The sequence below is a fragment of the Rhizobium pisi genome, from assembly GCF_003938655.1.
In the GTDB taxonomy this organism is placed as follows: Bacteria; Pseudomonadota; Alphaproteobacteria; order Rhizobiales; family Rhizobiaceae; genus Rhizobium; species Rhizobium pisi.
In genome coordinates this window covers 63,734-89,643 of sequence record NZ_RJJT01000018.1, presented here as the reverse complement: position 1 = coordinate 89,643, position 25,910 = coordinate 63,734, and the positions used below count along the sequence as shown (strand labels likewise).

Annotated in this window: 29 protein-coding genes; 14 read left to right on the top strand and 15 right to left on the bottom strand. The window is 61.3% G+C overall.

Features of this window, described 5'->3' with window-relative positions:
- The first annotated feature begins 104 nt into the window (after positions 1-104).
- The 4 genes from EFD55_RS23580 to EFD55_RS23565 all read left to right on the top strand — a co-directional run bounded on the left by EFD55_RS23580 (position 105) and on the right by EFD55_RS23565 (position 3,130).
- Entirely contained in the window at positions 105-710 is a 606-nt protein-coding gene (locus EFD55_RS23580; RefSeq protein WP_125847944.1) for a CDP-alcohol phosphatidyltransferase family protein, read from the top strand.
- Positions 711-833: 123 nt separating this feature from the next.
- Complete coding sequence (locus EFD55_RS23575) at positions 834-1,499, top strand: L,D-transpeptidase (protein WP_125848017.1); 666 nt, start codon at positions 834-836, stop codon at positions 1,497-1,499.
- Between the two features lie 13 nt (positions 1,500-1,512).
- Positions 1,513-2,049 carry an OmpA family protein gene (locus tag EFD55_RS23570; RefSeq protein WP_125847942.1) on the top strand — a complete coding sequence of 179 codons (537 nt, stop codon included), beginning with the start codon at positions 1,513-1,515 and terminating at the stop codon, positions 2,047-2,049.
- Positions 2,050-2,218: 169 nt separating this feature from the next.
- Entirely contained in the window at positions 2,219-3,130 is a 912-nt protein-coding gene (locus tag EFD55_RS23565; protein WP_125847940.1) for an acetamidase/formamidase family protein, read from the top strand.
- 58 nt (positions 3,131-3,188) lie between these two features.
- On the opposite strand, the gene EFD55_RS23560 is transcribed toward EFD55_RS23565, so the two are convergent.
- The 3 genes from EFD55_RS23560 to yghU form a co-directional block, all read right to left on the bottom strand.
- Positions 3,189-4,070, bottom strand: a complete 882-nt coding sequence (locus EFD55_RS23560; RefSeq protein ID WP_125847937.1) for an NAD(P)H-binding protein — start codon at positions 4,068-4,070, stop codon at positions 3,189-3,191.
- Between the two features lie 94 nt (positions 4,071-4,164).
- Positions 4,165-5,022, bottom strand: coding sequence for a helix-turn-helix transcriptional regulator (locus EFD55_RS23555; RefSeq protein WP_125848015.1), 858 nt, complete (start codon positions 5,020-5,022; stop codon positions 4,165-4,167).
- 145 nt (positions 5,023-5,167) lie between these two features.
- Positions 5,168-6,043, bottom strand: a complete 876-nt coding sequence (gene yghU, locus EFD55_RS23550; RefSeq protein WP_125847935.1) for a glutathione-dependent disulfide-bond oxidoreductase — start codon at positions 6,041-6,043, stop codon at positions 5,168-5,170.
- Positions 6,044-6,403: 360 nt separating this feature from the next.
- Between yghU and EFD55_RS23545 the strand changes: the two genes are divergently transcribed.
- The 3 genes from EFD55_RS23545 to EFD55_RS23535 all read left to right on the top strand — a co-directional run bounded on the left by EFD55_RS23545 (position 6,404) and on the right by EFD55_RS23535 (position 8,184).
- Complete coding sequence (locus EFD55_RS23545) at positions 6,404-6,850, top strand: universal stress protein (RefSeq protein WP_125847933.1); 447 nt, start codon at positions 6,404-6,406, stop codon at positions 6,848-6,850.
- A gap of 93 nt (positions 6,851-6,943) precedes the next feature.
- Positions 6,944-7,858, top strand: a complete 915-nt coding sequence (locus tag EFD55_RS23540) for a DnaJ C-terminal domain-containing protein (protein WP_125847931.1) — start codon at positions 6,944-6,946, stop codon at positions 7,856-7,858.
- 2 nt (positions 7,859-7,860) lie between these two features.
- Positions 7,861-8,184: a chaperone modulator CbpM gene (locus EFD55_RS23535; RefSeq protein WP_125847929.1), complete on the top strand. Its 324-nt coding sequence runs from the start codon at positions 7,861-7,863 to the stop codon at positions 8,182-8,184.
- Between the two features lie 26 nt (positions 8,185-8,210).
- On the opposite strand, the gene EFD55_RS23530 is transcribed toward EFD55_RS23535, so the two are convergent.
- The 4 genes from EFD55_RS23530 to EFD55_RS23515 form a co-directional block, all read right to left on the bottom strand.
- On the bottom strand, positions 8,211-9,140 hold the full coding sequence (locus EFD55_RS23530) for a phosphatidate cytidylyltransferase (RefSeq protein ID WP_125847927.1): 930 nt from the start codon (positions 9,138-9,140) through the stop codon (positions 8,211-8,213).
- The gene (locus EFD55_RS23525) at positions 9,137-9,757 is read right to left on the bottom strand and encodes a lysophospholipid acyltransferase family protein (RefSeq protein WP_125847925.1); all 621 of its coding nucleotides are present in this window, start codon (positions 9,755-9,757) and stop codon (positions 9,137-9,139) included. The genes EFD55_RS23530 and EFD55_RS23525 overlap by 4 nt, the downstream gene beginning before the upstream one ends.
- Positions 9,754-10,389, bottom strand: coding sequence for a CDP-alcohol phosphatidyltransferase family protein (locus tag EFD55_RS23520; RefSeq protein WP_125847923.1), 636 nt, complete (start codon positions 10,387-10,389; stop codon positions 9,754-9,756). Before EFD55_RS23520 ends, EFD55_RS23525 begins: the two co-directional genes overlap by 4 nt.
- A 228-nt stretch (positions 10,390-10,617) precedes the next feature.
- Positions 10,618-11,397, bottom strand: coding sequence for a class I SAM-dependent methyltransferase (locus EFD55_RS23515; RefSeq protein WP_125847921.1), 780 nt, complete (start codon positions 11,395-11,397; stop codon positions 10,618-10,620).
- Positions 11,398-11,468: 71 nt separating this feature from the next.
- Between EFD55_RS23515 and EFD55_RS23510 the strand changes: the two genes are divergently transcribed.
- Positions 11,469-12,380, top strand: coding sequence for an alpha/beta fold hydrolase (locus EFD55_RS23510; RefSeq protein WP_458385855.1), 912 nt, complete (start codon positions 11,469-11,471; stop codon positions 12,378-12,380).
- 85 nt (positions 12,381-12,465) lie between these two features.
- Here the strand turns inward: EFD55_RS23510 and msrA are convergent, their stop codons facing one another.
- Complete coding sequence (gene msrA, locus EFD55_RS23505) at positions 12,466-12,975, bottom strand: peptide-methionine (S)-S-oxide reductase MsrA (protein WP_125847919.1); 510 nt, start codon at positions 12,973-12,975, stop codon at positions 12,466-12,468.
- Positions 12,976-13,162: 187 nt separating this feature from the next.
- On the opposite strand from msrA, the gene EFD55_RS23500 reads away from it, so the two are divergent.
- Genes EFD55_RS23500 through EFD55_RS23485 form a run of 4 tightly spaced genes read left to right on the top strand, consistent with a single transcriptional unit; the run spans position 13,163 to position 17,136 of the window.
- Entirely contained in the window at positions 13,163-14,308 is a 1,146-nt protein-coding gene (locus EFD55_RS23500; protein ID WP_125847917.1) for an extracellular solute-binding protein, read from the top strand.
- Positions 14,308-15,198 carry an ABC transporter permease gene (locus EFD55_RS23495; RefSeq protein ID WP_125847915.1) on the top strand — a complete coding sequence of 297 codons (891 nt, stop codon included), beginning with the start codon at positions 14,308-14,310 and terminating at the stop codon, positions 15,196-15,198. Before EFD55_RS23500 ends, EFD55_RS23495 begins: the two co-directional genes overlap by 1 nt.
- A complete protein-coding gene (locus tag EFD55_RS23490) occupies positions 15,195-16,022 on the top strand; it encodes an ABC transporter permease (protein ID WP_125847913.1) in 828 nt (275 codons plus the stop codon). The genes EFD55_RS23495 and EFD55_RS23490 overlap by 4 nt, the downstream gene beginning before the upstream one ends.
- 34 nt (positions 16,023-16,056) lie before the next feature.
- A complete protein-coding gene (locus EFD55_RS23485; RefSeq protein WP_125847911.1) occupies positions 16,057-17,136 on the top strand; it encodes an ABC transporter ATP-binding protein in 1,080 nt (359 codons plus the stop codon).
- Here EFD55_RS23485 and EFD55_RS23480 read toward each other — a convergent pair.
- The 7 genes from EFD55_RS23480 to EFD55_RS23450 all read right to left on the bottom strand — a co-directional run bounded on the left by EFD55_RS23480 (position 17,133) and on the right by EFD55_RS23450 (position 24,400).
- On the bottom strand, positions 17,133-17,972 hold the full coding sequence (locus EFD55_RS23480) for an inositol monophosphatase family protein (RefSeq protein ID WP_125847909.1): 840 nt from the start codon (positions 17,970-17,972) through the stop codon (positions 17,133-17,135). The two genes, EFD55_RS23485 and EFD55_RS23480, sit on opposite strands and share 4 nt — an antisense overlap.
- A gap of 111 nt (positions 17,973-18,083) precedes the next feature.
- On the bottom strand, positions 18,084-19,160 hold the full coding sequence (locus tag EFD55_RS23475) for an ABC transporter ATP-binding protein (protein WP_125847907.1): 1,077 nt from the start codon (positions 19,158-19,160) through the stop codon (positions 18,084-18,086).
- Positions 19,161-19,221: 61 nt separating this feature from the next.
- On the bottom strand, positions 19,222-20,109 hold the full coding sequence (locus EFD55_RS23470) for a carbohydrate ABC transporter permease (protein WP_125847905.1): 888 nt from the start codon (positions 20,107-20,109) through the stop codon (positions 19,222-19,224).
- Positions 20,110-20,112: 3 nt separating this feature from the next.
- A complete protein-coding gene (locus tag EFD55_RS23465; RefSeq protein ID WP_125847903.1) occupies positions 20,113-21,021 on the bottom strand; it encodes a carbohydrate ABC transporter permease in 909 nt (302 codons plus the stop codon).
- Between the two features lie 66 nt (positions 21,022-21,087).
- Positions 21,088-22,350, bottom strand: coding sequence for an ABC transporter substrate-binding protein (locus tag EFD55_RS23460; RefSeq protein ID WP_125847901.1), 1,263 nt, complete (start codon positions 22,348-22,350; stop codon positions 21,088-21,090).
- Between the two features lie 104 nt (positions 22,351-22,454).
- Complete coding sequence (locus EFD55_RS23455; RefSeq protein WP_125847900.1) at positions 22,455-23,354, bottom strand: sugar phosphate isomerase/epimerase family protein; 900 nt, start codon at positions 23,352-23,354, stop codon at positions 22,455-22,457.
- A gap of 11 nt (positions 23,355-23,365) precedes the next feature.
- A complete protein-coding gene (locus tag EFD55_RS23450) occupies positions 23,366-24,400 on the bottom strand; it encodes a Gfo/Idh/MocA family protein (RefSeq protein WP_125847898.1) in 1,035 nt (344 codons plus the stop codon).
- A gap of 135 nt (positions 24,401-24,535) precedes the next feature.
- Here EFD55_RS23450 and EFD55_RS23445 point away from each other — a divergent pair, with 135 nt between their 5' ends.
- Both EFD55_RS23445 and EFD55_RS23440 read left to right on the top strand, forming a co-directional pair.
- The gene (locus EFD55_RS23445; protein ID WP_125847896.1) at positions 24,536-25,579 is read left to right on the top strand and encodes a substrate-binding domain-containing protein; all 1,044 of its coding nucleotides are present in this window, start codon (positions 24,536-24,538) and stop codon (positions 25,577-25,579) included.
- Positions 25,580-25,644: 65 nt separating this feature from the next.
- Entirely contained in the window at positions 25,645-25,881 is a 237-nt protein-coding gene (locus EFD55_RS23440) for a type II toxin-antitoxin system Phd/YefM family antitoxin (RefSeq protein WP_245438222.1), read from the top strand.
- The last annotated feature ends 29 nt before the right edge of the window (positions 25,882-25,910 follow it).

Sequence of the window (25,910 nt, the reverse complement as noted above, 5' to 3'; positions counted from 1 at the left end):
TGCGAGAGACGGTATGAAGTGTGGCCTTCCTCAAGAGTACGACGATCTGCACCGCCCGAGCCGGGATAGACTTTTCCGATGCCACGAAATTCCACTGAGGTAGCATGTCTGTCTATCAATTGAAGTCCCGATTTCAGAATATTCTTCGTCCTCTTGTGCGCGCCCTTGCGGCACGGGGCGTCACCGCCAATCAGGTGACTTCAGTTTCCGCTGTCGTCTCGATTGCATTGGGCCTTTTTCTGAGCGTCGCCCCGCTTCCGCATTGGTTCCTGCTGGTGCCCGTGTGGTTTCTGCTGCGCATGGGCCTCAATGCCATCGACGGCATGCTTGCCCGCGAACATGGGCAGAAGAGCATTTTAGGCGCGTATCTGAACGAAATCGGTGACGTCGTGTCGGATGTCGCCCTGTATCTGCCGTTTGCGCTCATCGATCCGAATGGCTTGCTGCCGGCAATGGCCGTCATATTCCTCTCGGCACTGACGGAATTTGCCGGCATTCTGGGTCAGGCGGTCGGCGCAAGCCGGCGCTACGACGGGCCATTGGGCAAGAGCGACCGTGCGGTGCTCTTCGGCGCGCTCGGTATCTTTGTCGCGGCGGGTGGTCCATTTGCAGCATGGACTTCGTGGCTTTGGGCAGTGGCGGCTCTACTTCTCGTGTGGACGATCATCAACCGTATCCGCGCCGGCATTCGCGAGGCGGCCGCCCGATAGCCAGTAGGATGCTCTTTGCTCATCAGTCCCGCAAAAGGACCGGTGCCGGGGAATTTTCTGTTGTGGCAATTGAAAAATCTGTTTTACTGCCATTTCGCTGCTTGGCTTTGGGGGATATTGCCGATGGAGTGGACCCGCAGGAATATTTTGCTTGGCGGTTTGGCGTTACTTGGCGCTGGCGCTTTCCAGAAGCCGGTATACGCGCAGGCGTCTTCCTATTTTGCCGGCACCGCCGTCGACAACGGCGTGACGTTTCGAGCGACGAACTTCGCCAAGATCGACAAGCAGTGGCACCGCCAGGTCGTCAAATATTTCAGCAGTGAGCCGATCGGCACCGTCGTCGTCGATACCAGGCATCATTTCCTGTACCTGATCATGGAGAACAAGACAGCCATTCGCTACGGCGTCGGCGTCGGCCGCGATGGCTTCAAGTGGTTTGGCCGCGCCACGATCGACGCTAAATCGCTTTGGCCGCTCTGGACACCGCCGCCGGAGATGCGCAAGCGCCATCCCGAACTGCCAGAGTCCGTGGCGGGAGGTTCACCCAAGAATCCACTTGGCCCCCGAGCCATGTATCTGCATCGCGACGGTGTCGACACCGGCTATCGTTTCCATGGCACGCTGGAGCCCTGGAGCATTGGCAAGGATGCCTCCAGCGGCTGTATCCGCATGTTCAACGAGGACGCCATCGATCTTTATCAGCGTTGCCCGATCGGCACCGCCGTGCAGGTTCTGCCGCATATTGCCGACCAGGCGCCTCCAGTCACAGAAGTAAACGCGGTCGAATAAGGAATATGCCCTGATGCCTGCTTCGACCGGATACAAGAGCCGCCTCCTCGCTGCGGCCATGCTTTTGGCGCTCACCGCCTGCACCACCACCGATGTCGCTTCCGTAGAGGAACCTCCCGCCGCGCCGATGACTGGCCAGACCAACGATCCCGCGCCTGGTTTCGAGAGCGTCAAGACCGGCAGCGAAGAGGATTTTATCCTCAACGTCGGCAGGCGGATCTATTTCGCACAGGACTCCGCCAAGCTTGATTCCGTCGCCATGGCGACATTGGATAATCAGGCCGCCTGGCTCAACAGGAACCCGAGCTGGCTGATCAAGCTGCAGGGATTTGCCGACGATTCCGGGTCCGAGTCCAAGATGAAAACGCTGTCGCAGCAGCGCGCCGATGCGACGATGGCCTATCTCGCCTCGAAGGGCGTAGATGCAAGGCGCATGTGGGCCAGGGGTTACGGCAACGACCGTGAAGTTCGCGACTGCACGGAGCGCTCCTGCAAAGTGCAGAACCGGCGCGTCGTTGCCAATCTGCGCGCCCAGCGTGACGAGTCGTAATCGTAGCCTGCCCGCGCCTCTTGCCGCGCCGCGTCGAATTGATAGCCGACAGCAATTCGGAGCGGGCTACGGATGTTGGCATCCCAAACGATCTCTGATCTATTCTCCAACGCTCCGCCGGGCGTTCGGCCGCGGGCCAATGAGATGCGAAACGAGGCAGAGCTGTATCATGACCACCCACCGCTTCATTCCGACGGTCTATCACAATGTCATCGGCACTCTTGCGCCGGCACTGCACGTCGCCGACGGCGACACCGTCGTCACGCAGACGCTCGATGCCATCGGGTACGACAGGGACGGCATCAAGCGAGCATCCGGCCCAAACCCGATGAACGGCCCGATCTTCGTCGAGGGCGCGGAACCCGGAGATGCGCTCAAGGTTGAGATCGTCAGCATGATCCCGACCAGGGATACGGGATTTACCCGCAGTGTCGTCGCGGCCAATGTCGTCGATCCCGAGACGGTTCGTGACCTGCCGCCGGGCGATATGGCGATCTGGGCCATCGACCGCGAGGCAATGACAGTCCGGCTTTCCGAGCCGGTCGTCGGCCTTGAAGATTTCGTCCTTCCCCTCGCCCCGATGATCGGCTGTTTTGGCGTGGCGCCCAGTCTCGGCCAGGCGATATCGACTGCGACCAGCGGCGAATATGGCGGCAACATGGATTACCGGTTGTTCGGTCCGGGGACTACGGTCCGGTTCCCGGTCGCTGCCCCTGGCGCCCGTTTTTTCCTCGGCGACTGCCATGCCGTGCAAGGGGATGGCGAGATCGTCGGAACCGGCATCGAAACGACGTTCGAAGTCACGGTGCGGCTGACCGTGGAAAAGAAGGCCGGGCTGGTCTGGCCGCGCGGGGAAACCGCCGAAGACATCTTCACCATCGGCAATGCCCGCCCCCTCGATCAGGCGCTCCAGCATGCCACCAGTGAGATGTTGAGCTGGCTGGCGTCGGACTACGGCCTGGACAGGACGGCGGCCAGCCATCTGCTGGGTCAGGTCGTGCGTTACGACGTCGGCAACGTCTTCGACCCGGCTTATACGATGGCTTGCCGTGTTGCCAAGAAATGGCTGGTTCGCCGGTAGAGGCTCTATCATCGCGCAATGCGCTTACGCGAAACGTCACGGGACGCCCCCGCTGGGCTCAAGGACGAAATCGCTCAAGGGCGGCGGAAATATCGGTGCGGCCATGGCGCAATTCGCCGACGCCGGCTTCGGCTCCTATCATGCCTTTGTTGTGCACATCGTTGAGCCTGACGATCAGATCGGCATAACTTTCCGAAAGCCCTGCGCGCATAAGCGTTGCCTGCCAGTCGGCGCGCGGCAGTTCGCGTGCGACGACGCTTCGGGTCAACAACTGCCCCAAGGCTACCGCGATCTCCACCGCCGTGTATTCGCGCGGCCCCTCGCCATGGACGATCCGCGGCGAAGGGCCGTGACCCTCGTCGGCCAGCAAAAGTTCGGCGGCCATGCCGCCGATATCGGCAGCGGAGACGGTCGGGAAGGGTCGTATCAGCGGCAGGTGCATGCTCGGCATCACGCCGGTCTCACCGGCGATCTTCAGGTAGCGTGCCCAGTTTTCCATATGTTCGGCCGAACGCAGGAAGATCATACCCGCGCTGCACTGCTGGAACCGCCCCTCCATCGCGCGGAACATGCTGGTAATGCCGGTATCGATCGCAAGATGGGCGCCGTAATCCGAGATCGCCAGGACGCGTGGCGGCCGGGCAGCATCGATCGCTTCCGCCATCCGCTCGATCGATTGCAGCATGTGGCCGCCGGCATCCGCCGCGCGTGGGTCGATGGGGCAGATGAGCTGAACGGCCGTCGCGTCCCTCATGGCGTCGGCCATGGCATCGACATCGCCGATCTCCGCAATGGCGATCTCGCATCCGATCGCTGCAAGGGGTGCTGCCTTGGCGGGGTCGCGGAGCGCCGCCCTGACGGGAACGCCCTCGGCCCGAAGTTTTGTTACCGTTGCCTTGCCGACCTTGCCGGTGGCGCCGAAGATGACAAACATGATCATTCCTTCGTCTGTTCGCAGTCGGAGGAGAATGCGCTGGCGCCAGGAGTATTGCCTGCGCATTCGGCCGATCCGTTGCAGGATCGGCCAATATTCATCAATTGCGCGCGCGGGTAATGGCGCCGGGGCTAATGCCGAGCAGCCGTTTCATGCTGTTTGCCATGTGGCTTTGATGCGCAAAGCCGGCTTCGAGCGCGATCTGGCTGAGTGGCATGCTGGAGTTCCGGATCAGCGCCTCGGCGCGGGTCACCCGACGGTGCAGCACATATTGATGCGGCGGCATGCTGAAACTTTCGCGGAACTGCGTTTTCAGATGCGAAAGGCTGAGCCCGGCCAGAGCCGCCAGTTCGGCAAGCGAAAGCGGCGTGTCGAGATTATCCTCGATATAGTCGGCAAGCAGCCGTTTCTGGCGCGACGAGAGCGCCCTGCCGATATCCGTTGGCCGAGAGGTGCCGTTGCCGGCCTCGATCAGGCGAAATGCGAGGGCCGTCGCCAGCGTATCAGCATAGAGATTGTCGGACGGCACATCCGCTTCGATTTCGGCTTTCACTGCCCATGCGATTGCCTCGAGCCGCGGATCGCGGAGCTGAAATCTCGGCACGACCGCTTCCGAGGGATCGCGACCGAGGTCTATGGTGGCTTGGCGGAGGAGATCCTTGCTGATCGCCAGCCGCAGAATCATGCACTCGCGGTCATCCTCCCAGACGCCATCGAGCCCGGCCGGCACCACGTCGATATCGCCATGCTTCTGCAAGCGGCGATGTTCCCGCCCGTCGCAGCGGCATTGCGCCCGCACTGGCCGACCGACATGGATTCCCAGGCGATGATAGGGTGTGCCCGAAATATGCGTGCGGCCGGGCGGAATGCGCAACATTTCAGCCTCCAGACCGCGCCAGCCACGCCCCCTGCTCGACGCGAGGATTCTCGCGCTCCCCGTCTGCGGATGGTCGTTCATCGGTCCGTTCCGTTCGCTCTCGAATGGGACGAAGACTACCGCAAGCGGTGTCCTCGCGGCAAGAAGTGGCGCCATGCTCCGCCGCCTTTAAGGCGGCAGAGCATCATTCATTTCAGAGAGAGCCGAAACTGGTAGCTCCCGCTGTTTACTCGGCGGCCGCAAGCTTGTCCTGCGTCTTCGTGTCGAAGTCGCTGGCGTCGTGACGTTCATGCAACTGGCTCGCGGGATCGCCAGAGAGGCGATTGACCATTCGCCCGCGTTGCACGGCCGGCCTGCTGAGGATGGTGTCGGCCCAGCGCAGCACGTTCTTATAGTCCTCGACCTGCAGAAACTCGGCCGCGCCGTAGGTCCAGCCCTTCACCAGGCCGCCATACCAGGGCCAGACGGCAATGTCGGCGATCGTGTACTGGTTGCCTGCCAGATACTCGCTTTCGGCGAGGCGGCGATCGAGCACGTCGAGCTGGCGCTTCACTTCCATAGCGAAGCGGTCGATCGCATACTCGATCTTGACAGGCGCATAGGCGTAGAAATGGCCGAAGCCGCCGCCGAGATAGGGCGCGCTTCCCATCTGCCAGAACAGCCATGACAGGCATTCGGCGCGCTCGCTCGGCTCGGTCGGCAGGAAGGCGTCGAACTTTTCGGCGAGATAGGTGAGGATGGCGCCGGATTCGAAGACGCGGATCGGCTTTTGACCGCTGCGGTCCATCAGTGCCGGGATCTTGGAGTTGGGGTTGACGGCGACGAACCCGCTGCCAAACTGGTCGCCCTCGCCGATCCTGATCAGCCAGGCATCGTACTCCGCGCCGCTATGGCCAAGCGCCAGCAGTTCCTCGAGCATGATCGTGACCTTCTGGCCGTTCGGCGTGCCGAGCGAATAGAGCTGCAGCGGATGGCGGCCGATCGGAAGCTCCTTGTCATGCGTCGGCCCGGAGATCGGGCGGTTGATGTTGGCGAATTGACCGCCATTCGCCTTGTTCCAGGTCCAGACTTTCGGGGGTACATACTCGGGAGAACCGCTCATCTTTCAAACTCCTGGGATTGGTCAGACAGAGTGCGGCGCAGGTTGGGGTTGCCGCATTTTTCCTGACATAGCAGAGCCGATGAGGTTTTGTCACAAGTTACGAGCGGTTTCACGCAATCGTCACAGCCTTGGCAAACCTGAAGAAAACAGCCGCTCCAGGCGCTCTCTTCGGGAAGGTGCCTGCCTGACGCGGCGAAGATATAAGCGCGGCTTGGACCGGCCGCACACCAGGTGCCGGCTCCTCCTTTGAGGGGAGCGCCATTGCGATATCGCAAGGTTTCTGCTTGATATCGGTCAAAGCAGGCGCAGTCGATATCGGTATGATCGACGAGGCCATTCCTACTCGAAGGTATTGACTGCATGTATCGGACGATCATCTGCGCCATCGGCATGGGTTCCCGCGAAACGGCAAACCGCCTCCTGCGACGGGCTGCGGCGCTGGTGGATGACGGCGGCAGCATCATCGTCATGCACGTCGTCGAGAATATTCCGCGCCGCCATCTGACCGACCTTCCCGAGGAGTTCGAAACGACCGCCCTCGTCGAGGCGGAGAAGAAACTCATGTCGCTCTGCAAGGAGCTCGCCGTGCCGGCGACCGTCGAGGTCCGCATCGGCATTGCCGCCTCGCTGCTGGTATCGGCTGCCAGGGAGAAGTCGGCCGATCTCATCCTGCTTTCATCTCACGTGACTGACATCACCGACTACGTCTTCTCCTCGATCGTCGAAAAGGTCGTGCGTCATGCCGGATGCTCGGTTCTCATCGACCGGCGTCCCAACCAGGCGCAGGAAGACACGCCGCCGCTCTAACCTTCCACGGCCTCCCCTCCCCGGCGGCCGCCCGGGAACCTATATCTCCAGCAAGATAACCGGCAGTATTTTCTGCCCTGACCGGAGATGTGCATGAGCCAGGATCCATACGAGCTTCTGGGCGTGAAACGGGACGCGACGCAAAAAGATATTCAAGGCGCGTTTCGCAAGCTTGCCAAGAAACTTCACCCCGACCTTAACCCCGGCGACAAAAAGGCCGAGGAAAAGTTCAAGGAAATTTCGACCGCCTACGAGATTTTGGGCGACGAGGAAAAGCGTGGCCGCTTTGACCGCGGCGAGATCGATATGACGGGCGCCGAGCGGGCGCAGCGCAACTATTACCGCGACTATGCCTCGGCGAGAGGTCCCGAAGATCCCTATCACAACAGCGCCGGTTTCGCTGATTTTGGCGATGCCGACGATCTCTTTGCGAACTTCTTTTCGCGCCGCGCCGGTGGCGGGCGGGCCCGCAGCCATGGACAGGACCGGCATTTCTCCATGGAGGTCGGCTTTCTCGAAGCCGTCAACGGCACCAGGACGGAGATCAAGCTTCCCGATGGCCCCGCGCTCGAAGTGCAGATTCCGCCGGGCACCCGCGACGGCCAGACCTTGCGGCTGCGCGGCAAGGGCGAGCAGGGCATCGGAGGCGGGCCGGCAGGCGATGCCCTCATTGACATCCATGTGCGTCCGCACCGCTTCTTCACGCGCGACGGCGACGACATTCGCCTGGAACTGCCGATTTCGCTCTCGGAGGCCGTGCTTGGGGGTAAGGTTCGCGCGCCCACGCCTTCCGGGCCTGTCAGCCTGACATTGCCTCCTCATTCCAACACCGGCAAGTTGCTGCGCCTCAAAGGCAAGGGCGTTGCCAAACGGGGTGGCGGGCACGGCGACGTTTACGTCTCCCTGAAGATCGTGCTGCCTGATACTCCCGACGAGCGGCTGACGGACATGGTGAAGGAATGGACGACGGCGAATCCATACGATCCGAGAAAGAACATGGAGGCCTGATCATGGATGATCTCGAATTCCGTCTTTACTTGAAAATCGATGTGGTCCAGCTCGATTTGTGGATCGAACAGGGCTGGCTGATCCCGGAGACCTCGAGCGGAGGACGGAGGTTTCGCGACGCCGACGTCGCCCGCGCCCGGCTCATCCTGGATCTCATGGGCAATATGGGCGTCAACGAAGCCGGCGTCGATGTCGTCATGGATCTGGTTGACCAGCTTCATGGCCTGCGGGGAACGATGGGCAAGTTGATGACAGCGATCAGCCGGCAGGAACGGGACGTTCAGCGCCGGCTGTTCGAGAGCCTCGAGGATATCGACCGGTTTTGAACGGCCGGGACATGCCGGCCGTATCCTCAGCTGGTGAACCAGTAGCGGACGATGTGGAAGAACAGCGGCGCTGCGAAAGTGATGGAGTCCAGGCGGTCGAGCACGCCGCCATGGCCTTCGATCACGTAGCCCCAGTCCTTGGCATTGAGATCGCGCTTGATGGCCGAGAGCACGAAGCCGCCGAAGAAGCCCGCGACGACGATGACCGTGCTGACGGCCGCCGCCTGCAGGGGTGAGAACGGCGTCAGGCGATAGAGCAGCGTTCCCACGAGGATGGCCGAGGCGCCGCCGCCGATCAGCCCTTCGAGCGTCTTCGATGGGCTGATGTTTGGCGAGAAGCGGTGCTTTCCCAGGAGCTTGCCCCAGACATACTGGAAGACGTCGCTAAGCTGCACGACGATGACGAGGTAGACGAGAAGAAGCGCGGACGGCGTGCCGGTCTGCAGCATGAGGAGTGCCGGCGCGTGGCTGATCGAATAGACCGTCAGCATCAATCCCCATTGCACCCTGGCGGTGCGCGCCAGGAATTCGTTGACATCCCCCGTCAAGGTCGCCACCGCCGGCAGGATCAGGAAGGCGTAGACCGGGATGAAGATTGAAAACAGGCCGTACCACTGCGTTCCGAGCAGCACATATTGTACCGGCAGCACTACGAAGAAGGACAGGAAGAGTGCCTGGTGATCGCCGCGCCGTGACGGCGTCAGCGTCCAGAATTCGCGAAGCGCCATGAACGACAGAAGTGCGAACAGAATGTCCACTGCGGTATCGCCAAGCAGGATCGCGCCGCCGAACACCGCGACCATGATCCACCAGGAGCGGATACGGGCATTGAGGTTGTGGACGGTGGCGACGGAGCCGGGCTCGGTCGCGCGCCGTTGCAGGATGAAACCTATGGCCGAGGCGACGGCAAGGAGGCCGAGGATCGCAGCAAGGACGAGCGGGAAAAAGCTGGTCATGCGGCAGGCCCCCCTGGCGCAAGCTCGATGACCGCGGCGCGCGCGCGGGCCAGGAATGCGTCCTTTCCCTCGCCCGGTTCGACGCGCAGCGGCGTGCCGAAGCGTGCCGTGCAGGTGATCGGAACGATCAGCATGCTTCCCTTGGGCAGGATGCGCTGAAGATTGTCGAGATGGACCGGCACGAGATCGACATCAGGAAAACGGCAGGCAAGGCGATAGATGCCGCTGCGGAACGGGGCGATCTCATCGGTGGCGCTTCTGGTTCCCTCAGGAAAGATCAGGATCGAACGTCCCTCCTCGAGCAGGCGCTCGAGCGGTTCCAGAGGGTTGCTGTCAGGCAGAGGCTTGCGGTCTATCAGGACGGCGCGCAGGCCTTTCTCCGCGATGAAGCGGCGAAAAGCGCTCGTTCCCCAATAGTCGCGCGCCGCGATCGGATGGGTTAGCCGCCGCACCGGCCATGGCAGGGCGGCCATGACGGCGACGGTATCGACATGGCTGTTGTGATTGGCGAAATAGATGCGGCGGCGAGTGTCGGGCGCGCAGCCTCGCCACTCGCTTCGGGCGCCGACCATGATACGGACGAACAGCACGAGAAGGCGACGGATGAGTGCGATCATGATCTCTCCAGGGAGCGGTTGAGCCTGATCGTGCGCGTGATGCAGGTGACGAGGCTTCCGGCCGCGATGATGACCGAGGCGAAGATCAGCGACCAGCGGCTGGCCGATATCGGCGTCTCCAGGCTCTGGGCGAGGAGGCCCGCCGTCAAGACCGCCATGCGGCGCTGCTTTGCCATGATGCCGCTGAAATCCTGGGGAAGGCCCACCGATCCTCCGAAGACCCTGATATAGGCGGTGAGCGCGGCAAGCAGTGCGGACAGCCAGCCGAGCCAGCCAAGGCCGCAGGCATAACCGGCCGCAACGAGAAACAGGCTGTCGGCGATGCGGTCGGGGAACTCGTTGTAGATCGGCCCGCACTTGGTTTTCTTGCCGCCTTCGATTGCGACCATTCCGTCAAGCAGATTGCAGACCAGCCGCAGCTGCACTGAAATCGCGGCGCAGACCATGGCGATCGGATGTGCTGTCAACAGGATGAGCGCTGCGCCGATGCCGGCAAATACGACCGAGAGCAGCGAAATGCCGTTCGGCGTCGCACCGTTGTGCGCCAGCCACGCGCTCATGCCAATCGCCCAGGACGACGACCGGCTCGCGATCGGCCGCCGCGAGGCGCCTTCTTCTTCACCCGTTTTCATTTTCCCCACCCGAAGATTCTGCGGCATCCGGTCGATATCGTGCCTTCAAGGCACGTTGCGGATATCCGGTTCATGGCTCTGGCGACGCAGAGCTATGAACGCCACCAAGATGCTTCAGCGCAATGGCTTCGGCAAGGTCTTCCCGGAGGCTATTTCTCCACCGGACGCTCGTGGCCAGGACGAAGTGATGCGCATCAGCGGATATTCGCGGCGCGGTCAATCTGTGAGCTATCCGTCGGCCCGGCGAGCGGTGATGATCCATGCGCGGGAGTCGAAAAATACGCCCTCGGGGGTCATGTGCACCTCGAGCAAATCGCGCAGCCGCTGCCGCGGTTTGTCAGGCGGTTCATTCGTGCGCGCGAGCGCATCCGTCACAAGATAGAGGTTGCTAAGCGCATCAAACGCCGTATCGACATCCGGTCCATAGAAGACCGGTTCCCGCACGTCGACGAAGGCGATCGAGGTAAAGCCTGCCACGTTCAGAAGGCCGGTCGCAATAGCGGGATCGCCAAGCGAAAACGGATTGGGACCGCCTGCAGAATCCGCAGTTGTGGGCGCCAGGGCTTGGCGGATGGCGTCGGACCACCCGTTACGCTCCCGGCTTTGCCACACCATCCACGCAAGGCGCGCGCCCGGACGCATCGCCCGGCCGATATTGGCAAAGGCCGCCGCCGGATCGGCGAAAAACATGACGCCGAACCGGCTGATGCAGAGGTCGAAACCGGCCGTCGGGAATGCGTGGAATTGCGCGTCGCCCTGTTCGAACGTCACGTTTCGCAACCCCTCCGAGGCGCTCCGTCGCCTTGCGACCTCGAGCATCTCCCCAGAGGTATCCACGCCGACCGCTTCTCCCTGCGCCGCGGCGCGGGCCGCCTCACGTGTTGTTTGCCCGGCGCCGCAGCCGATATCGAGCACCCGATCCTCCGTGCCGACATTCGCAGCAACCCGAAGGTGCCGATTATGTCGCGCCAATTCTGCGTCGTAAAAGTCGGCACGATCCAATGCCATATTCCCTCTCCCTTGGCCTGACATGTGCATTTTCGATTTCGTCGAAAACAGATTGCATAGTGGGATCAGTTATGCAAGATGGAACCAGTTTCAATTTGCAATCAGATAGCTCTGCCATGGAACCTGTGAAGTCGCCTCTCGTCACCGAAAAGATTGTCGAACTCCAGGGTGCAGAACTGCGAACCCAGGCATTCGGCAATCCGACCAGCCCGCCTGTGCTGCTGATCATGGGGGTGATGTCCTCGATGTTGTGGTGGCCGGAAAGGTTCTGCGAGGAACTCGCCGCCCAGGGGCGCTACGTCATCCGCTACGACCAGCGTGACACTGGCCTTTCCACGCATTATCCGCCGGGTAAGCCCGACTACTCGTTCAGCGATCTGTCCAACGATGCCGTCGCCATTCTCGATGGCTATGGGATTGAAGCCGCGCATCTCGTCGGCATGTCGATGGGCGGTTTCGTGGCACAGGAGGCCGCGTTGCGCTATCCCCAGCGTGTGCGGACGCTCACCCTGATCAGCTCGTCGCCGGTTGGGATTGACGGCCTGCCCTCCTCCACCGCAGCTTACAAGGAACACTCTGCGGCTGCCGAAAGCATCGACTGGTCCGACCTTGAAGCCATTGCCGATTTCCTGCGTCGCGACGCAGCCATGCTTGCCGGCACCGGGCATCCTCACGATGCCCGGTCGGCCAAAACCCTGATCGCGCGCGACATGGAGCGTGCGCCGTCCTTTGTCAGTGCGACGAACCACTTCATGCTGTTGGGTGAGGATGGCGGCGCCAAGCTGCATGCGTCGCGAATAGAGGCGCCGGTTCTTGCAATCCACGGCACATCAGATCCGCTGTTCCCCATCGAGCACGGAGAGGCCTTCACCCGTGACGTTGCGAACGCAAAACTGCACCGAATTACCGGCGGAGGACACGAAATCCACGATCAGGACATCGATGAGATGACGCGCGTTATCGCAGGCCATACCGCGTCTTGACGTTTGGAAGTCCGTTCAGGCCGCTCGGCAAAGGCGACGGGCCAGCCCATGCATGCCGCCTTTGGGCCGGCAGGCATGAAGAGTGTCAGGCGATTTTCTGGCGGGCCGGCAGCTTCCAGCCGGGACGGACGAAGTGGCAGGTATAGCCGTTCGGGATGCGCTCCAAATAGTCCTGGTGCTCTGGTTCTGCTTCCCAGAAATCGCCGGCCGGCACGACTTCGGTGACGACCTTGCCGGGCCACAGGCCCGATGCGTCGACATCGGCGATCGTATCCCTGGCGACGCGTTCCTGTTCGGGGCTGACGTAGAAAATCGCAGAGCGATAGCTCGTGCCGACATCGTTGCCCTGGCGGTTGCGCGTGCTCGGATCGTGGATCTGGAAGAAGAATTCGAGGATGTCCCGATAGCTGATCCTTGAGGGATCGAAGATGATTTCAATCGCCTCGGCATGGGTTCCATGGTTGCGGTAGGTGGCGTTCGGCACATCGCCGCCAGTATAGCCGACGCGGGTCGAAATCACGCCGTTGTATCGGCGGATGAGGTCCTGCATGCCCCAGAAGCAGCCGCCGGCGAGCACTGCACGTTCTTCGGTCATTGGGTGTCTCCTTGTTTGCCGAAAGATAGTGTCTCCCGCCGCCGATTTCCATATGGCGGAAATAAGCACAGCTGTGCAATTTCTCTGAAGCACCCTTCATCCTGTCATGCCGATGTTACGCGGCGGGGCTAGCAAAGCCTTGGACAACCCTCCGAGGCAGGGCCTCGACACCTGATGGAGATGGCTTATGAACAGGCGTGAATTTCTGATCACATCGTCGGCTGCGGCCGGTCTTCTGGCTCTTCCGCGTTTCGCATCGGCCGCCGCCGGCACGATCGACCTCTACAGCGGCTCGGATGCCAACATCATCGACCTCTGGAACAACATCATCCGTCCCGCCTTCGAAAAGGCTCATCCGGGCGTTGTTCTGAAGGTGACCGATGCCGGCGACAACAATGGCCTGCGCGCCATCGCCGACCGTGCGCTCGCGGCGCTGAAGACGAAGACCGATCCCCAGGCCGATCTCTTCGAGGTGTTCGATCCGCGCCTGCCGTCCGGCGGCATCGACGCCGGCCTCTGGGTCAAGTTCTCGGCCGAGAACGTCGAAGGCTACGACAATATCAACCCGCTCGCTTTCGACACGCCCTATTCCCTGCCCTATCGCGGTTCGCAGGTCCTGCTCGCCTACGACAAGACCAAGCTCGACCCGAAGGATGCGCCGAAGAGCTGGGATCAGCTCACCACCTGGATCAAGGCCAATCCGGGCCAGTTCATCTATAACAGACCCGACAAGGGCGGCTCGGGTGGCAATTTCGTTCGCCGCGCCATTCATGAGGTCAACGGCCGCGATCCGAAAAAATTCAAGATCGACAATTTCACCGCCGATTTTGCTACCGAAGCGCTGCCGCCGGCCTGGAAGATCCTTAACGATCTCGCCCCCTCGCTTTACGACAAGGGCGCTTATACATCGGGCAACACCCAGTCGATCCAGCTGCTCGCACAGGGCGTCGTCACCATGGTGCCGGTCTGGTCGGATCAGGTGCTGCAGGCCATCTCCCAGGGCGTGTTGCCTGAGACAACCGGCCTGGTCCAGCTCGGCGATCTCGCCCTTTGCGGCGGATTCTCCGGCTTCACCGTGTTTTCGAACGGCGTCAACAAGGATGCGGCGCTGAAGCTTGCGGCCTTCATGCTGACCAGAGAAATGCAGGAAGCTATCATCATTGAGATCGGCGGCTTCCCGGCCGTCTCCTGGGATCACATCTCCGACGACCTCCGCAAGAAATATGCCGACGTCATTCCATCGACCATCCCGACCTTCCCGGGCGGCAATTGGGAAACGGCGATCAACGACGGCTGGTACCGCAACGTCGCTCCCGGCATCAGCCGCACCTGATGTCTGCCGACGCTGCGCCGGCGGCACTGCGCCGTCACCGGTCCATGAAAGGGGGGAGCTCGATCGGGCTCCTCCTCGTCGCCCTGCCGGTTTTCCTGCTCGCATGGCTGATCATCTTTCCGATCTTTTCGGCGGTCGTCGGCACTATCTTCGTCAGGGGTCCTGACGGAGCGACCGAATTCTCGCTTGCCTCCTACCGCTTCTTCTTCACCGACGGTTACAGCCTCAGCAATCTATGGGTGACGCTCTGGACCACCGCCGTCTGCGGCATCCTGCTCCTCACAATCGGCCTTCCGATTGCGCTTTACCTTCGTTTCTCGCAGGGACGTCTTGCCGCCTATGTGCAGGGCCTGGCGATCTTTCCGATGTTCGTGCCGTCGATCATCCTCGCCTATGCGCTGATCAGGACCATCGGGCCGAACGGCACTGTCGACCTGCTGCTGAATTCGGTCGGCCTGCCCAAGCTGCGCACGCCCTATCTGACGCCGTGGGGACCGGTCATTGGCCTCGTTTGGGACAATCTTCCGCTCACGGTGCTGATGCTCACGGCCGGACTTTCCTCCGTTTCCAACAGCTCGATCGAGGCCGCCCGCGATGTCGGCGCGAGGCCGCTTCGGGTCTTCATCTCGATTATCCTGCCGCGCATGGGCAATTCGCTGCTGGTCACCGCGTCCTTCGCCGTGCTCGGCATCTTCTCCGCCTTCACCCTTCCCTACGTGCTCGGCCCGGCATCGCCGGAGATGATGGGACCGTTCATGCAGCGTACCTTCGCCGATATGAACGACCCGCTGAACGCCATGACGCAGGCCGTCATTACATTCGGCTTCTGCCTGGTCTTCGGCATCTTCTATATCAGGTCGATCGCCCGCAGCCGCGAGGCCCGGCCATGAGCGCGGGCAGATTGGGCATCGGCCTCCGCTTTGACTGGATCGGCATGCTCTTCGCATGCCTGCTAACACTGTTCATCGCGATGCCGCTCATCGTCGTCGGCACATGGGCCTTCACCGAGGTCTGGCGTTATCCCTCGCTGATTCCGCAGCAGTTCGGTCTGCGTTTCTGGGGTCAGACCCTGGCGCGCGCGGATGTCTGGGACGCTCTCTTCCTCAGCCTGCGGCTGACGACGACGGTCACCGTCCTTTCTGCCGTCATCTGCCTTCCCGCGGCTTATGCCTTCGCGCGCATGCGCTTTCCGGGCAGGAACATCCTGTTCCTGTCGTTCCTCGCCTCGCATGCCTTTCCGAAATTCGGCCTGCTTGTCGCCATTGCCGGCATCTTCCTGCAGCTCGGCCTGATCAGCACCTTCTGGGGCGTCGTGCTGATCCAGCTCGTGGGTACGCTGATGCTGATGATCTGGATTCCGGTCGCTGCCTTCCAGAACGTCGATCGGCGCATGGAAGAGGCGGCACGCGATGTCGGTGCCACGCCGCTCCGCGTCTTCTGGTCGATCACGCTGCCGCAGGCCGCCCCGACGATATCAGCAGCCCTGCTCCTCACCTTCGTCGGCACTTTCTACGAGACCGAGGGTGCCTGGCTGATCGGCGCCCCTGAGATCCGCACCATGCCGGTGCTGATGATCAGCTTCATCAACAATCAGATCGTCGTGCAGTACGGCGCCGTGCTCTCCGTGATGCTCTGGGTGCCGTCCTTCATCGCGCTGATGTTTGCGCGCCGCGTGGTCGGCACCGGGGCCTTTGCACGAGGCTTCGGCGCGTGAGCCGCCGCTTGCCAGTTTAGGGAAGGATTTGAGAATGGCACATCTGGCGATCGAGGGCGTTTCGAAGCTGTTCGGAACTGCCTTTGCCGTTCGCGACTTCTCGCTTGAGGTGGGCGACGGCGAACTCGTCTGTCTGCTCGGCCCCTCCGGTTCCGGCAAGTCGACGCTTCTCAGAATGATCGGCGGCTTCGAGCGCCCGAGCGGCGGTACGATCCGCATCGACGCGAAAGACGTGACGAGTCTGCCGCCCGAGCGGCGGCCGACCGGCATGGTGTTTCAGAGCCACGCGCTCTGGACGCATATGGACGTCTTCAACAACATCGCTTTCGGCTTGAAGCTGCGCCGGCTGCCGAAAGCGGAAATCCGTGCGCGAGTCGAGAGCGCACTTGATCTGGTCGGCCTTGCCGATTACGGGCGCCGGATGACGACGCAGCTGTCGGGCGGACAGCAGCAGCGCGTCGCGCTTGCCCGCTCGCTGGTGCTCGAACCGAAGATCCTGTTGCTCGACGAGCCCTTCGCCAGCCTCGACCAGCACCTGCGCGAAAGGCTGCGGGAAGAGGTGCGTGATATCCAGCAGCGCCTCGGCATCACCACGTTGTTCGTCACCCATGGCCAGGACGAGGCCTTGGCACTCGCCGACCGCATCGTCGTCATGCGCGACGGACGCACCGAACAGATCGCGCCGCCAAGCATCATCTACCGGCAGCCCCAGACGGCTTTCGTCGCCGATTTCATCGGCTCGATGAATTTCGTCCAGAGCCGTACCAGCAACGGCGTCTGCGAGCACGCGCTCTTCCCGCTTGCCGTTCCCGTCGAGGACGGGCCGGTCACGCTTGCCACCCGCCCCGAAGCGCTGACGATCCGCCCTTCCGACCGGGCGGACGCGGCAACGGTCCACCGCAGCGTCGATTTCGGCACCCACAAGATGGTCGATATCGATCTTGCCGACGGCACCCGCCTGAAGGCGATGGTGGCGCCAAGTGATCGGAGCCGCGCCGGAATGAAGGTCGAGCCGAGTTTTTCCAGCTTCTTCGTCTACCGCGACAACCAGCTCGTTCATCAGTCGGCGCCGGCAACCGGCGCTGCGGAGATCGAAGAACTCCTGCGGATCTAGGCGGTCGCGTTTACGAGGAAACCGTCCAGCAGCCACGGATGCAGCGCCTGGCTGGCGACGAGGATATCGCCACGCCCATCGACTTTGGCGCCGGAGAAACGGGTGACGATGCCGCCCGCCTCTTCGACCATCAGCGCCGAGGCGCCGAAATCATGGATTGCGAGCCCATCTTCGAAGAATCCGTCCAGCCGGCCGCAAGCGACATAGGCGATCGACAGCGCAGCCGAGCCGAGGCGACGCACGCCTGCCGTGTTGGCCATCAGGCGCTTGATGGCATCGAAATAAGTCTCTTCCGCAATCGCCTTGACCTGGCCGGGGATCGGCAGACCGGCGCCGACCAGCACGTTCTCGATGTCGGCGACATCGGCGCAGCGGATGCGCTCACCATTGAGATAAGCGCCGCCGCCGATCTCGGCGCTGAAGAGTTCGTCCTGCATGGCGTCATAGACGACGCCGGCGACGACCCTGCCGCCTTCGGCAATCGCGATCGTCATGCCGAAATGCGGGATGCCCCAGGCGTAGTTGGTGGTGCCGTCGATCGGGTCGATATAGATGATCGGCGTCTCCGGCCTGCCCGTGCGGTTGCCGACCGCTTCCTCGCCCTGGATGGCATAATCGGGAAAGGCCCTGGTCACGTCCTCGACGATGATCCGCTCGACGGCGACATCGATCTCGGTCTGATAGTCGCGCGGCGCCTTGGCAAGCATTTCCTGAGACGTTCGCCGGCGCAGCGAGGTCCGGGCGGTGTCCCCCGCCTTCAAGACGGTTTCGGCAAGCACCACGAGGCGGGGCGACGCGTTCGGGGAAAGACGCGCGGAAATCGGGGAGGATGTCATCTTAAAAATCCGGATGCTGCAAATATGGCGGGAGTAATCGTGCGGAGCCACTCCCTTCGCAGAGGCCGATGATGGTTTTATGAAGCTGGCCGCACCCTTGCCCGACGGATATTATATCAGGCGCTCGGTTGATGCGTCAAAGAGATGGACCTGGGCCGGATCGACCGAAAGCCCGATTGTCTCTCCGGTTTTGACTCTGTCGCGCCGCGACTCGACGATCGTCAGTTCCGGCTGGGTCGCCGCGACGATGAAGGTCGACGAACCAGTCGATTCGACGAAGGCGATCGGTACGTCGAAGCTGCCATGGCCGGGGGCAACGACCTCGATATGCTCCGGCCGAATGCCCGCGACGAGCTTGCGCCCCGGCTCGACGGCGCGGGCTATCGCAAGCGTCTGCTTTACCGCGCCGAAATCCAGGATCAGGCTCTTTCCGTCATCCCCAACGATCGCGGGAATGAAATTCATCGCCGGCGAACCGATGAAGCCGGCAACGAAGCGGTTTGCCGGCCGGTCGTAGAGATCAAGTGGTGCCCCCTGCTGTTCGATGACGCCGTCGCGCATCACCACCACATGGTCGGCCATCGTCATCGCTTCGACCTGGTCGTGCGTGACGTAAACGAAGGTGGCGCCCAGCCGGTCGTGCAGGGCGCGGATTTCCTTGCGCATCGAGACACGCAACGCGGCATCAAGGTTGGAAAGCGGCTCGTCGAACAGGAAGGCCTGGGGGTTGCGGATAATGGCGCGGCCCATGGCAACGCGCTGTCGTTGGCCCCCCGAAAGCTGGCGCGGATAACGGTCGAGCAGCCGGGAAAGACCGGTGATGGCAGCGACTTCCTCGGCTTTCTGTTTTGCCTCAGCCTTGGGGACGCGGTGCATCTTCAGCGAATAGGTCAGGTTCTGTTCCACCGTCATATGCGGATAGAGGGCGTAACTCTGAAAAACCATGGCGATATCGCGTGCCCGCGGCGGCACGTCGTTCATCACCTTGCCGGCAATCTTCAGCGTGCCGCCGGTAATTTTTTCCAGCCCGGCAAGCGAACGGAGCAACGTGGACTTGCCGCATCCGGACGGACCGACCAGCGCCACGAAAGTGCCCTTCGGAATTGAAAGGTTGACGTTCTTAAGCGCGTGAAAGGCGCCGTAGTGCTTCTCGACGCCCGAGAGTTCGATTTGGATGTCGTGGCTCATACCGAAAACCTTGCTGGTCCCCAACCGGGACCGATGAGATGGTCAAGGGTGAAAAACGTCGTCACTTGACTGCTCCAGCGGCGATGCCGCGCGTTAGCGTGCGCTGGAAGATCAAGAAGAAGATCACGGTCGGTATTATACCCAGGAAAGCGGCCGAGGCCTGCAGCACCGGGTCCGACATGTTCTGACCGCGGGTGAGGCCCATGGCGACCGAGACCGTCTGGTTGTTGTTGGACACCAGCATGACGAGCGGGATCAAGAATTCGTTCCAAGTCCAGATGAAAAAGAAGGTTCCCAGGACCATGAGCGTCGGCCTCAGCACCGGGACGACTACGAACCACAGCGTTTTCCAGTGGGTCGAGCCATCCATCTCCGCCGCTTCGAGGATTTCCTTGGGAAAGGTACTCAGCACGGTCGAGAGCAGGTAAGTCCCGAAAGCGCTTTGCAGGACCGCGAAAATGATGATCACGGAAAGCTGCGTATCGTAGAGGCCGCTCGCTTTCGCCATGTAGTAAAGCGGGTAAATGATGGACTCCTGCGGCACCATAATGCCGAGAAGAAAGATCACCAAAATCACGCGCGAACCCGGCACCTTGCCGACCCCAATCGCATAGGCGTTGAACAGGCTTATCAGTACCCCCAACACCGACACAGCGAGACTGATCACCACGCTGTTGAGGAGCTTGCGGCTGAAATCAGACACCGTCCAGAATTTCTCGATCGCCGTGAGATCGATCGACCGAGGAATCGAAAGCGGTCCGCCGACTGCGTATTCGGCGCTCGCCTTGACGGCGTTGAGCAGAGCAAGGAAAAAGGGAAAGAGCGTAAAGGCGAGAAGTAGAATAAGGATGGCCAGCACCACCCACCGCATGGGATCGCGTCGCGCGCGATCGGCTGCCGCCGTCGCCTTTGCCTTGGTCTTACCATCGCTGAGAACTGAGTAAGCCATGATCTACTCCTTCGACTCCTGCTGGCTCTGGAAGCGTAGGAAAATCACAGCCAAAGCGATCGTCAGAGTCGTTTGCACGACCGCGATGGCTGCGGCATAGCCGACGCGTTGCGTTGTGAAGAAGTGGTAGTAAGTCAGATAAGATGGCACCAGGGTGGAATTGTCGGGGCCGCCGGCGGTGATGACAAAGATTGGCGCAAAGACCTTAAGCGCTGCGATCAGCGTGGTCAGCACAACGACGAAAATCTCCGGCGCCAGGAGTGGAATGGTGAGTGTCACCAGCCGGCTCCACCAGTTTGCCCCGTCGAGGTCGGCAGCCTCGTAGAGAGAAGGGTCGATGCGCGAAAGACCGGCCATGAAAACCACCAGACAATAGCCGACCTGTATCCAGACAATAACGAGCGAGACGGAAGCAAGCGCGTATGTCGCATCGCCGATCCAGTTCTGGGCGAGATTATCAAGGCCGATGGCCTTGAGCGTGATGTTGATGACACCGACGGGATTGAGAATCCAGCCCCAGAGCACGCCCGCGACCGTTACGGGCAGAATCTGCGGTAAGTAAAAACCGGCCCTGAAGAAGCTCGAGACCCATTCCCCGAATTGGTCCCTGACGTAGTCGAACAGCAGAGCGGCCAGCACCAGGCCGATGCACACAGGTATCACGGTCATCGAGACGATGAACAGCAGCGTGTGATACATCGATCCCCAGAATTGATCGTCCGTAAGCAGGCGATGATAGTTCTGCAGGCCGACCGGTCGCGGCGTGCCAACGCCTTTCCATGCCGTGAAACTCAGCCCGATATTAGCAAGCTGCGGTATGAGCACGATCAGAATGAAGCCGATCGCCCCCGGGATGAGGTAGAGGCTATAGCTTCGAGAACCGTCGCTCGATCGCTGGCTGGATATGGCCATATTATTCTTCCTTCAGCCTCCCAGAATGGGCTGCGCCAGAGGCGCAGCCCAGCGTTCAAGGTCGCGCTACTGATTTTCCTGCGCGTCGTCGTAAACCTGCTTGATCTGTTCGACGAACTGTTCCGCAGTCAGACTGCCCTGGAAGAGACCGGTATCCTTCTGATTGAGCACGTCGTAGTAGCCGGGGACCGGCCAGTCAGGATAGAAGCCGAGGCCGTTTTTGTCAGAGATCTGCTTGAAAACCGCTGCGGCGTTCTTGCCAATGGGGTTGGTGATGGCGGAAAGATCAGCGGCGATCGGCACGCCGCCGGCATTGCCGAGTTCAGCTTGGTACTTCGGCGACAAGGTCAGGCTGATCCACTCGGCGGCGAGATCGGGATTCTTGCTACCCTTGGGAACGACCCAGAGATTGCCTGTCGAGCCGACTGAAAATTTCGGCGTCGGAATGACGAACTGACCCCACTTGAAGTCCTTGATGGTGGAGGCAAAGGTCCCAAGATTCCACGTGCCCGAGACGTACATCGGTGCCTTGCCGGAGGTAAAGAGCAGAGCTGCGTCCGGGTCCTTCATGCCCGTGGAGTCCTTGTTGATGTAGCCCTTGCTGACCCAGTCGACCAATGTCTGCGCCGCATACAGGTAGGGCGCGCCGTCGAGGGGGGTCTTCAAACCCTGATAGTTCTGGACCCAGGCGTCATCGGCCTTGGTGTAGGCGAGAGAGGCAAGCAAGTGCTGGCCACTGGTGTCGATGGCACCGAGCGCGAGAGGCGTGAGACCCTTCTGCTTGAAGGCTTCCAAGTCAGCGACCCACTCTTCGAGCGTCGTCGGCGGCTTGAGGCCTGCCTTTTCGAACATGTCAATATTGTAGAAGCACGAAACATATTCCCCGAAGACCGAGACGCCCCAAACAGGGCCGGAGCCATAGATGCCCTTTTCGTCATAACGGCTTAGGACAAAATCGCCTTCGTTAAGGATCTTGTCCCAGCCTTCCTTCTTCACATAGGCATCCAGATTGGTCAGCAATCCCTGGCTTGCAACCAAGCCAGCGGTCGCATTGCCCTTGTTGTACTCGAGCACGTCGGGGGCCTGATCGGAATTGAGGATCATGCCGCCTGAGGCCTGCAACTGCTGAAAGGTCTTCTGCTCGAAGCTGACGTTAATGTCCGGATGTTTCGCCTTGAACTCCTCGAGCGCCTTCTTCCAGACAATGCCCTGAGCCGTGGTCGGCTCCTCGAACCACCAGATCTTGAAGGTCTTCTGTTCGGCATGGCCGATCGATGTCATCAGCATCGCCGTGCCGAGTGCTAGCGCAAGTGTTGCAATTCTTTTCATGCTTTCCTCCCAAAAAAGCGGCTGCGCCGCGAAAAGACCAAGTAGTCAGTCATGGCGCCCCGCCGGGCCTCCCAGCCCGGCGGCGGCGCATCTTAGGCGGTTGATCAGGGATCAACAATGAAATCTCCGCCCCGGCATTTCTTTAGATAGTTGAGCCCGTGAACCTGGCCAGTCATTTCGAGTTCGTCGCGATAGACTGGGTCGTGCCAGCCTTCGATGTCGATCGAGCCCGACCAGCCGGCAAGGCGCAGTTCGGAAATGATGTCGGTCCAGTTGCTGTCGCCGAAGCCCGGCGTGCGCATGAAGACGAACTTCTCCTTGCCGAAGATGCCGTGTTCCTTGATGACCTCCCAGCGGATGGTCGCGTCCTTGCCGTGGACGTGGAAGAACTTGTGCGCCCATTTGCGGATCTGCGGCAAGGGGTCGATCAGATAGACCATCTGATGACACGGTTCCCATTCCAGTCCGATGTGGTCATCCGGCGTCTCGTTGAAGATCAGTTCCCAGGCATCGGGATTGTGCGCGATGTTCCAGTCGCCACTTGCCCAGTTGCCGTCCATGGCGCAATTTTCGAAGGCGATCTTGATGCCCTTGTCGGCGGCGCGCTTGGCGAGTTCGCTCCAGATCTGCTTGTAGCGCGGCAGGCTGTCGGTCAGCGGCTTGCCGCGGACGCGGCCGGTGAAGCCGGCGACGCAGGTGGCGCCGAAGTGGTGGGCATTGTCGATGCAGTCCTTCCAGCCCTGCAGGGTCTCCAGGTCGATTGCGTCTTCTTCCAGCGGGTTGCCGAACATGCCAAGCGTCGAAATGGTGATGTCGCGGTCGCCGATCGCATCGAGGCAACGCTTGCCGAGTTCGGCGAGGTTCTGGCCCTTCGTCGTCTGCCAGAAGAAGGGTTCGAAGCTCTCGAAGCCCAGGTCGGCAATCTGGCCGATGCGCGCGGCGGCATCGCCCTTGTTGCCGCTGACCATGGTGCCGATGCGAATGGATTTTGCAGGGTTGCTCACGTCACTTCATCCTATGCTGAAATTTCGATGCGCCGGCCGCTCTTGGCGCTTTCGATCGCGCCGAAGACCATGGCAAGGCTTCTGATATTGTCGGAATTGACGGTCTCTGGCTGTTTGCCGCTGCGGATCGCCGCGATGAATTCGGCGATGACGCTGGCGTGGCCGTGGGTTTCCCCGTCACGTTCCGGACCGGGAACGTTTACGCAAGTAACGCCACGCAGAAGGCCGGGCTCTTCGCCGGCAATGGCCGCCTTGAAGCCTTCCTCGCCGTCCCAGGTGAGCATTCCTTTCGAGCCGACAAGCCGCCACTGGCTTTCCCAGCTGGTGCGCTCGCCCTCGGCGCACCATGAGCCGCGATAGGTGAAGACGACGTCGTCGGAAAATTCGAAGATGGCATTGGCCGAAGCGCCGTGCCTGTACCAGGAACCCTTCGGATTGCGCTCGACGCAATAGACGGCGAGCGGCTTCTTATCCGCAACGTAGCGTGCCGCATCGAAAGTGTGGATCGCCATATCGAGAAGCAGCACATTGTCCATCTCATCGCGGAAGCCCCCGAAATGCGGCGCGAGGAAGAAGTCGCAGTGGATGCCGGTGAGTTCGCCGATCGCCCCACTCTCGACGAAACGGCGCAGGCGCCGGATGCCCGATATGAAGCGGCGGTTCTGGATGACAGCGTGAATGCGGCCGGTTTCTGCCGCGAGATCGATCAGCGCGGCGCCCTCGGCAAGTGAAGCAGCCATCGGCTTTTCGCTGAGTACGTGGCAGCCGGCCGTGAGAGCCGTCGAAACGACGTCGTAACGAGCGGACGGGATGACGATGTCGAAGACCAGGTCGGCCTTCGTCGCGGCGATGACGTCGGAGAGGTCCGAACCAATGACGGCACCCTCAAGGCCGAACTCGGCTGCGAGGTTTTCCGCGGTCTCCCGGTTCAGGTCGACGAGGCCGACGATGGCGATGGAATCTGCCAGGACGGGGTTGGACGCAATGGCGCGCAACCAACCTTTGGACATAGCTCCGCACCCGCACAAAATGGCTCTGAATTTCACGATTTCCTCCGAGGGAATGGCGCCAACTCTCCTGGTGACACGCACTCCGTAAACGTTTACGAATGTAGGCGGAAATATTTTGAGATGTCAATAGAGGTCGATGCGAAAGTGCGGATCGGAGGAAAATCGTCAGCAATGACAGGGATTCGCCAGCTTGCCGAACACCTGGATATTTCGATCGGCACGGTCTCCCGCGCGCTGAACGGCAAACCTGACGTGAACGAGGAAACCCGCCGGCGCGTGCTGGCTGCGGCCGAGGAACTTGGCTATGTCGCCAACCAGTCTGGGCGGAGCCTGCGGCAAGGAGAGACGAAGGTCATCGGGTTGATGATCGAATCCAGCAAAGAGACGGTTGAGAATGCCGACAACTTCTTCCTCGGCGTCACCAGCGGTCTGCAGAGCGTCTTTGCCCGCCACAAGCTCGACCTCGTGATGCTGCCCTGCCCGAGCGATGAGGACCCGCACGAATATCTGAAGCGAATGGTGGCGCGGCGCATCGTCGATGCGATGATCATCTCGGATACGCAACGCGTCGACCGGCGTATCGACTTTCTATCGCGGGCCAAGATCCCCTTCGTCGCGCTCGGCCGCAGCCTTTCGGCCGGGAATTTTCCATGGATCGATCTCGATTTCGAGGGCGTGGCCGATCACGCGGTCGAACGGCTGATTGCGCGCGGCCACCGTCGGATCGCGATCACCGCGCCGTCGAGCGAAGCCAATCTCGGTTATCTCTTTGTCGGAAGCTATCGCCGCGCGCTCGAGCGACACGATATTGCCTTCGACCCGGCTCTCGTCATCCGTGTCAAGTCGAGCGAGCAGGGCGGCTATCAGGCGGCCCATGAACTGCTGCAGCTCGAAGAGCGGCCGACGGCGGTGATCCTGATCTATGAGCTGATGGCGATCGGCCTTTACCGCCGCCTGATGGAATCGGGCATCCTGCCTGGCCGCGACCTTGCTGTGATCGGCTTCCGCGACGCTCCGCGCGCACGGTTCCTGCAGCCGTCGCTGAGCTGCTTCCGAATTTCGCTGTACGATCTCGGCGTCGATCTCGGCCGGATGCTTCTCGCCAACATGCCAGCGTATCGCGATTTCTATCCGGACAGCGGCCGCGACATCATCTGGCCCCTCGAACTGGTGCCGGGAGAAAGCGACGCGTTCGATGTCGGGGCCATAGTCTGAAGGCGGTTGGTTGGGTATAGTCCCTGCTTGATGGAGAGTGGGTGGTTTCGATGAAAATGTCTTTCATGACCGGCGCAGCCTTCAACCGGAATCCGAGCAACGCGAAGAAGGAAGCGAGCGCTCGGCCGCTGCTGATCACTGCTCGCGGCGAAGTAGCCTATGTCCTTGTCAGCTATGCTGAATTTCAAGCGAACTGGACAGCGCCGAAGACGCTGTTTGAGGCATTGCGCGATCCCTCCGGTGATGAAAGGGAATTCGAAGCCGCGCGGCTGGGCTTCAACAACAGGATCGTCGAATTCTGACGGCTACTTGTATCGTCTTTCCGCGCGGG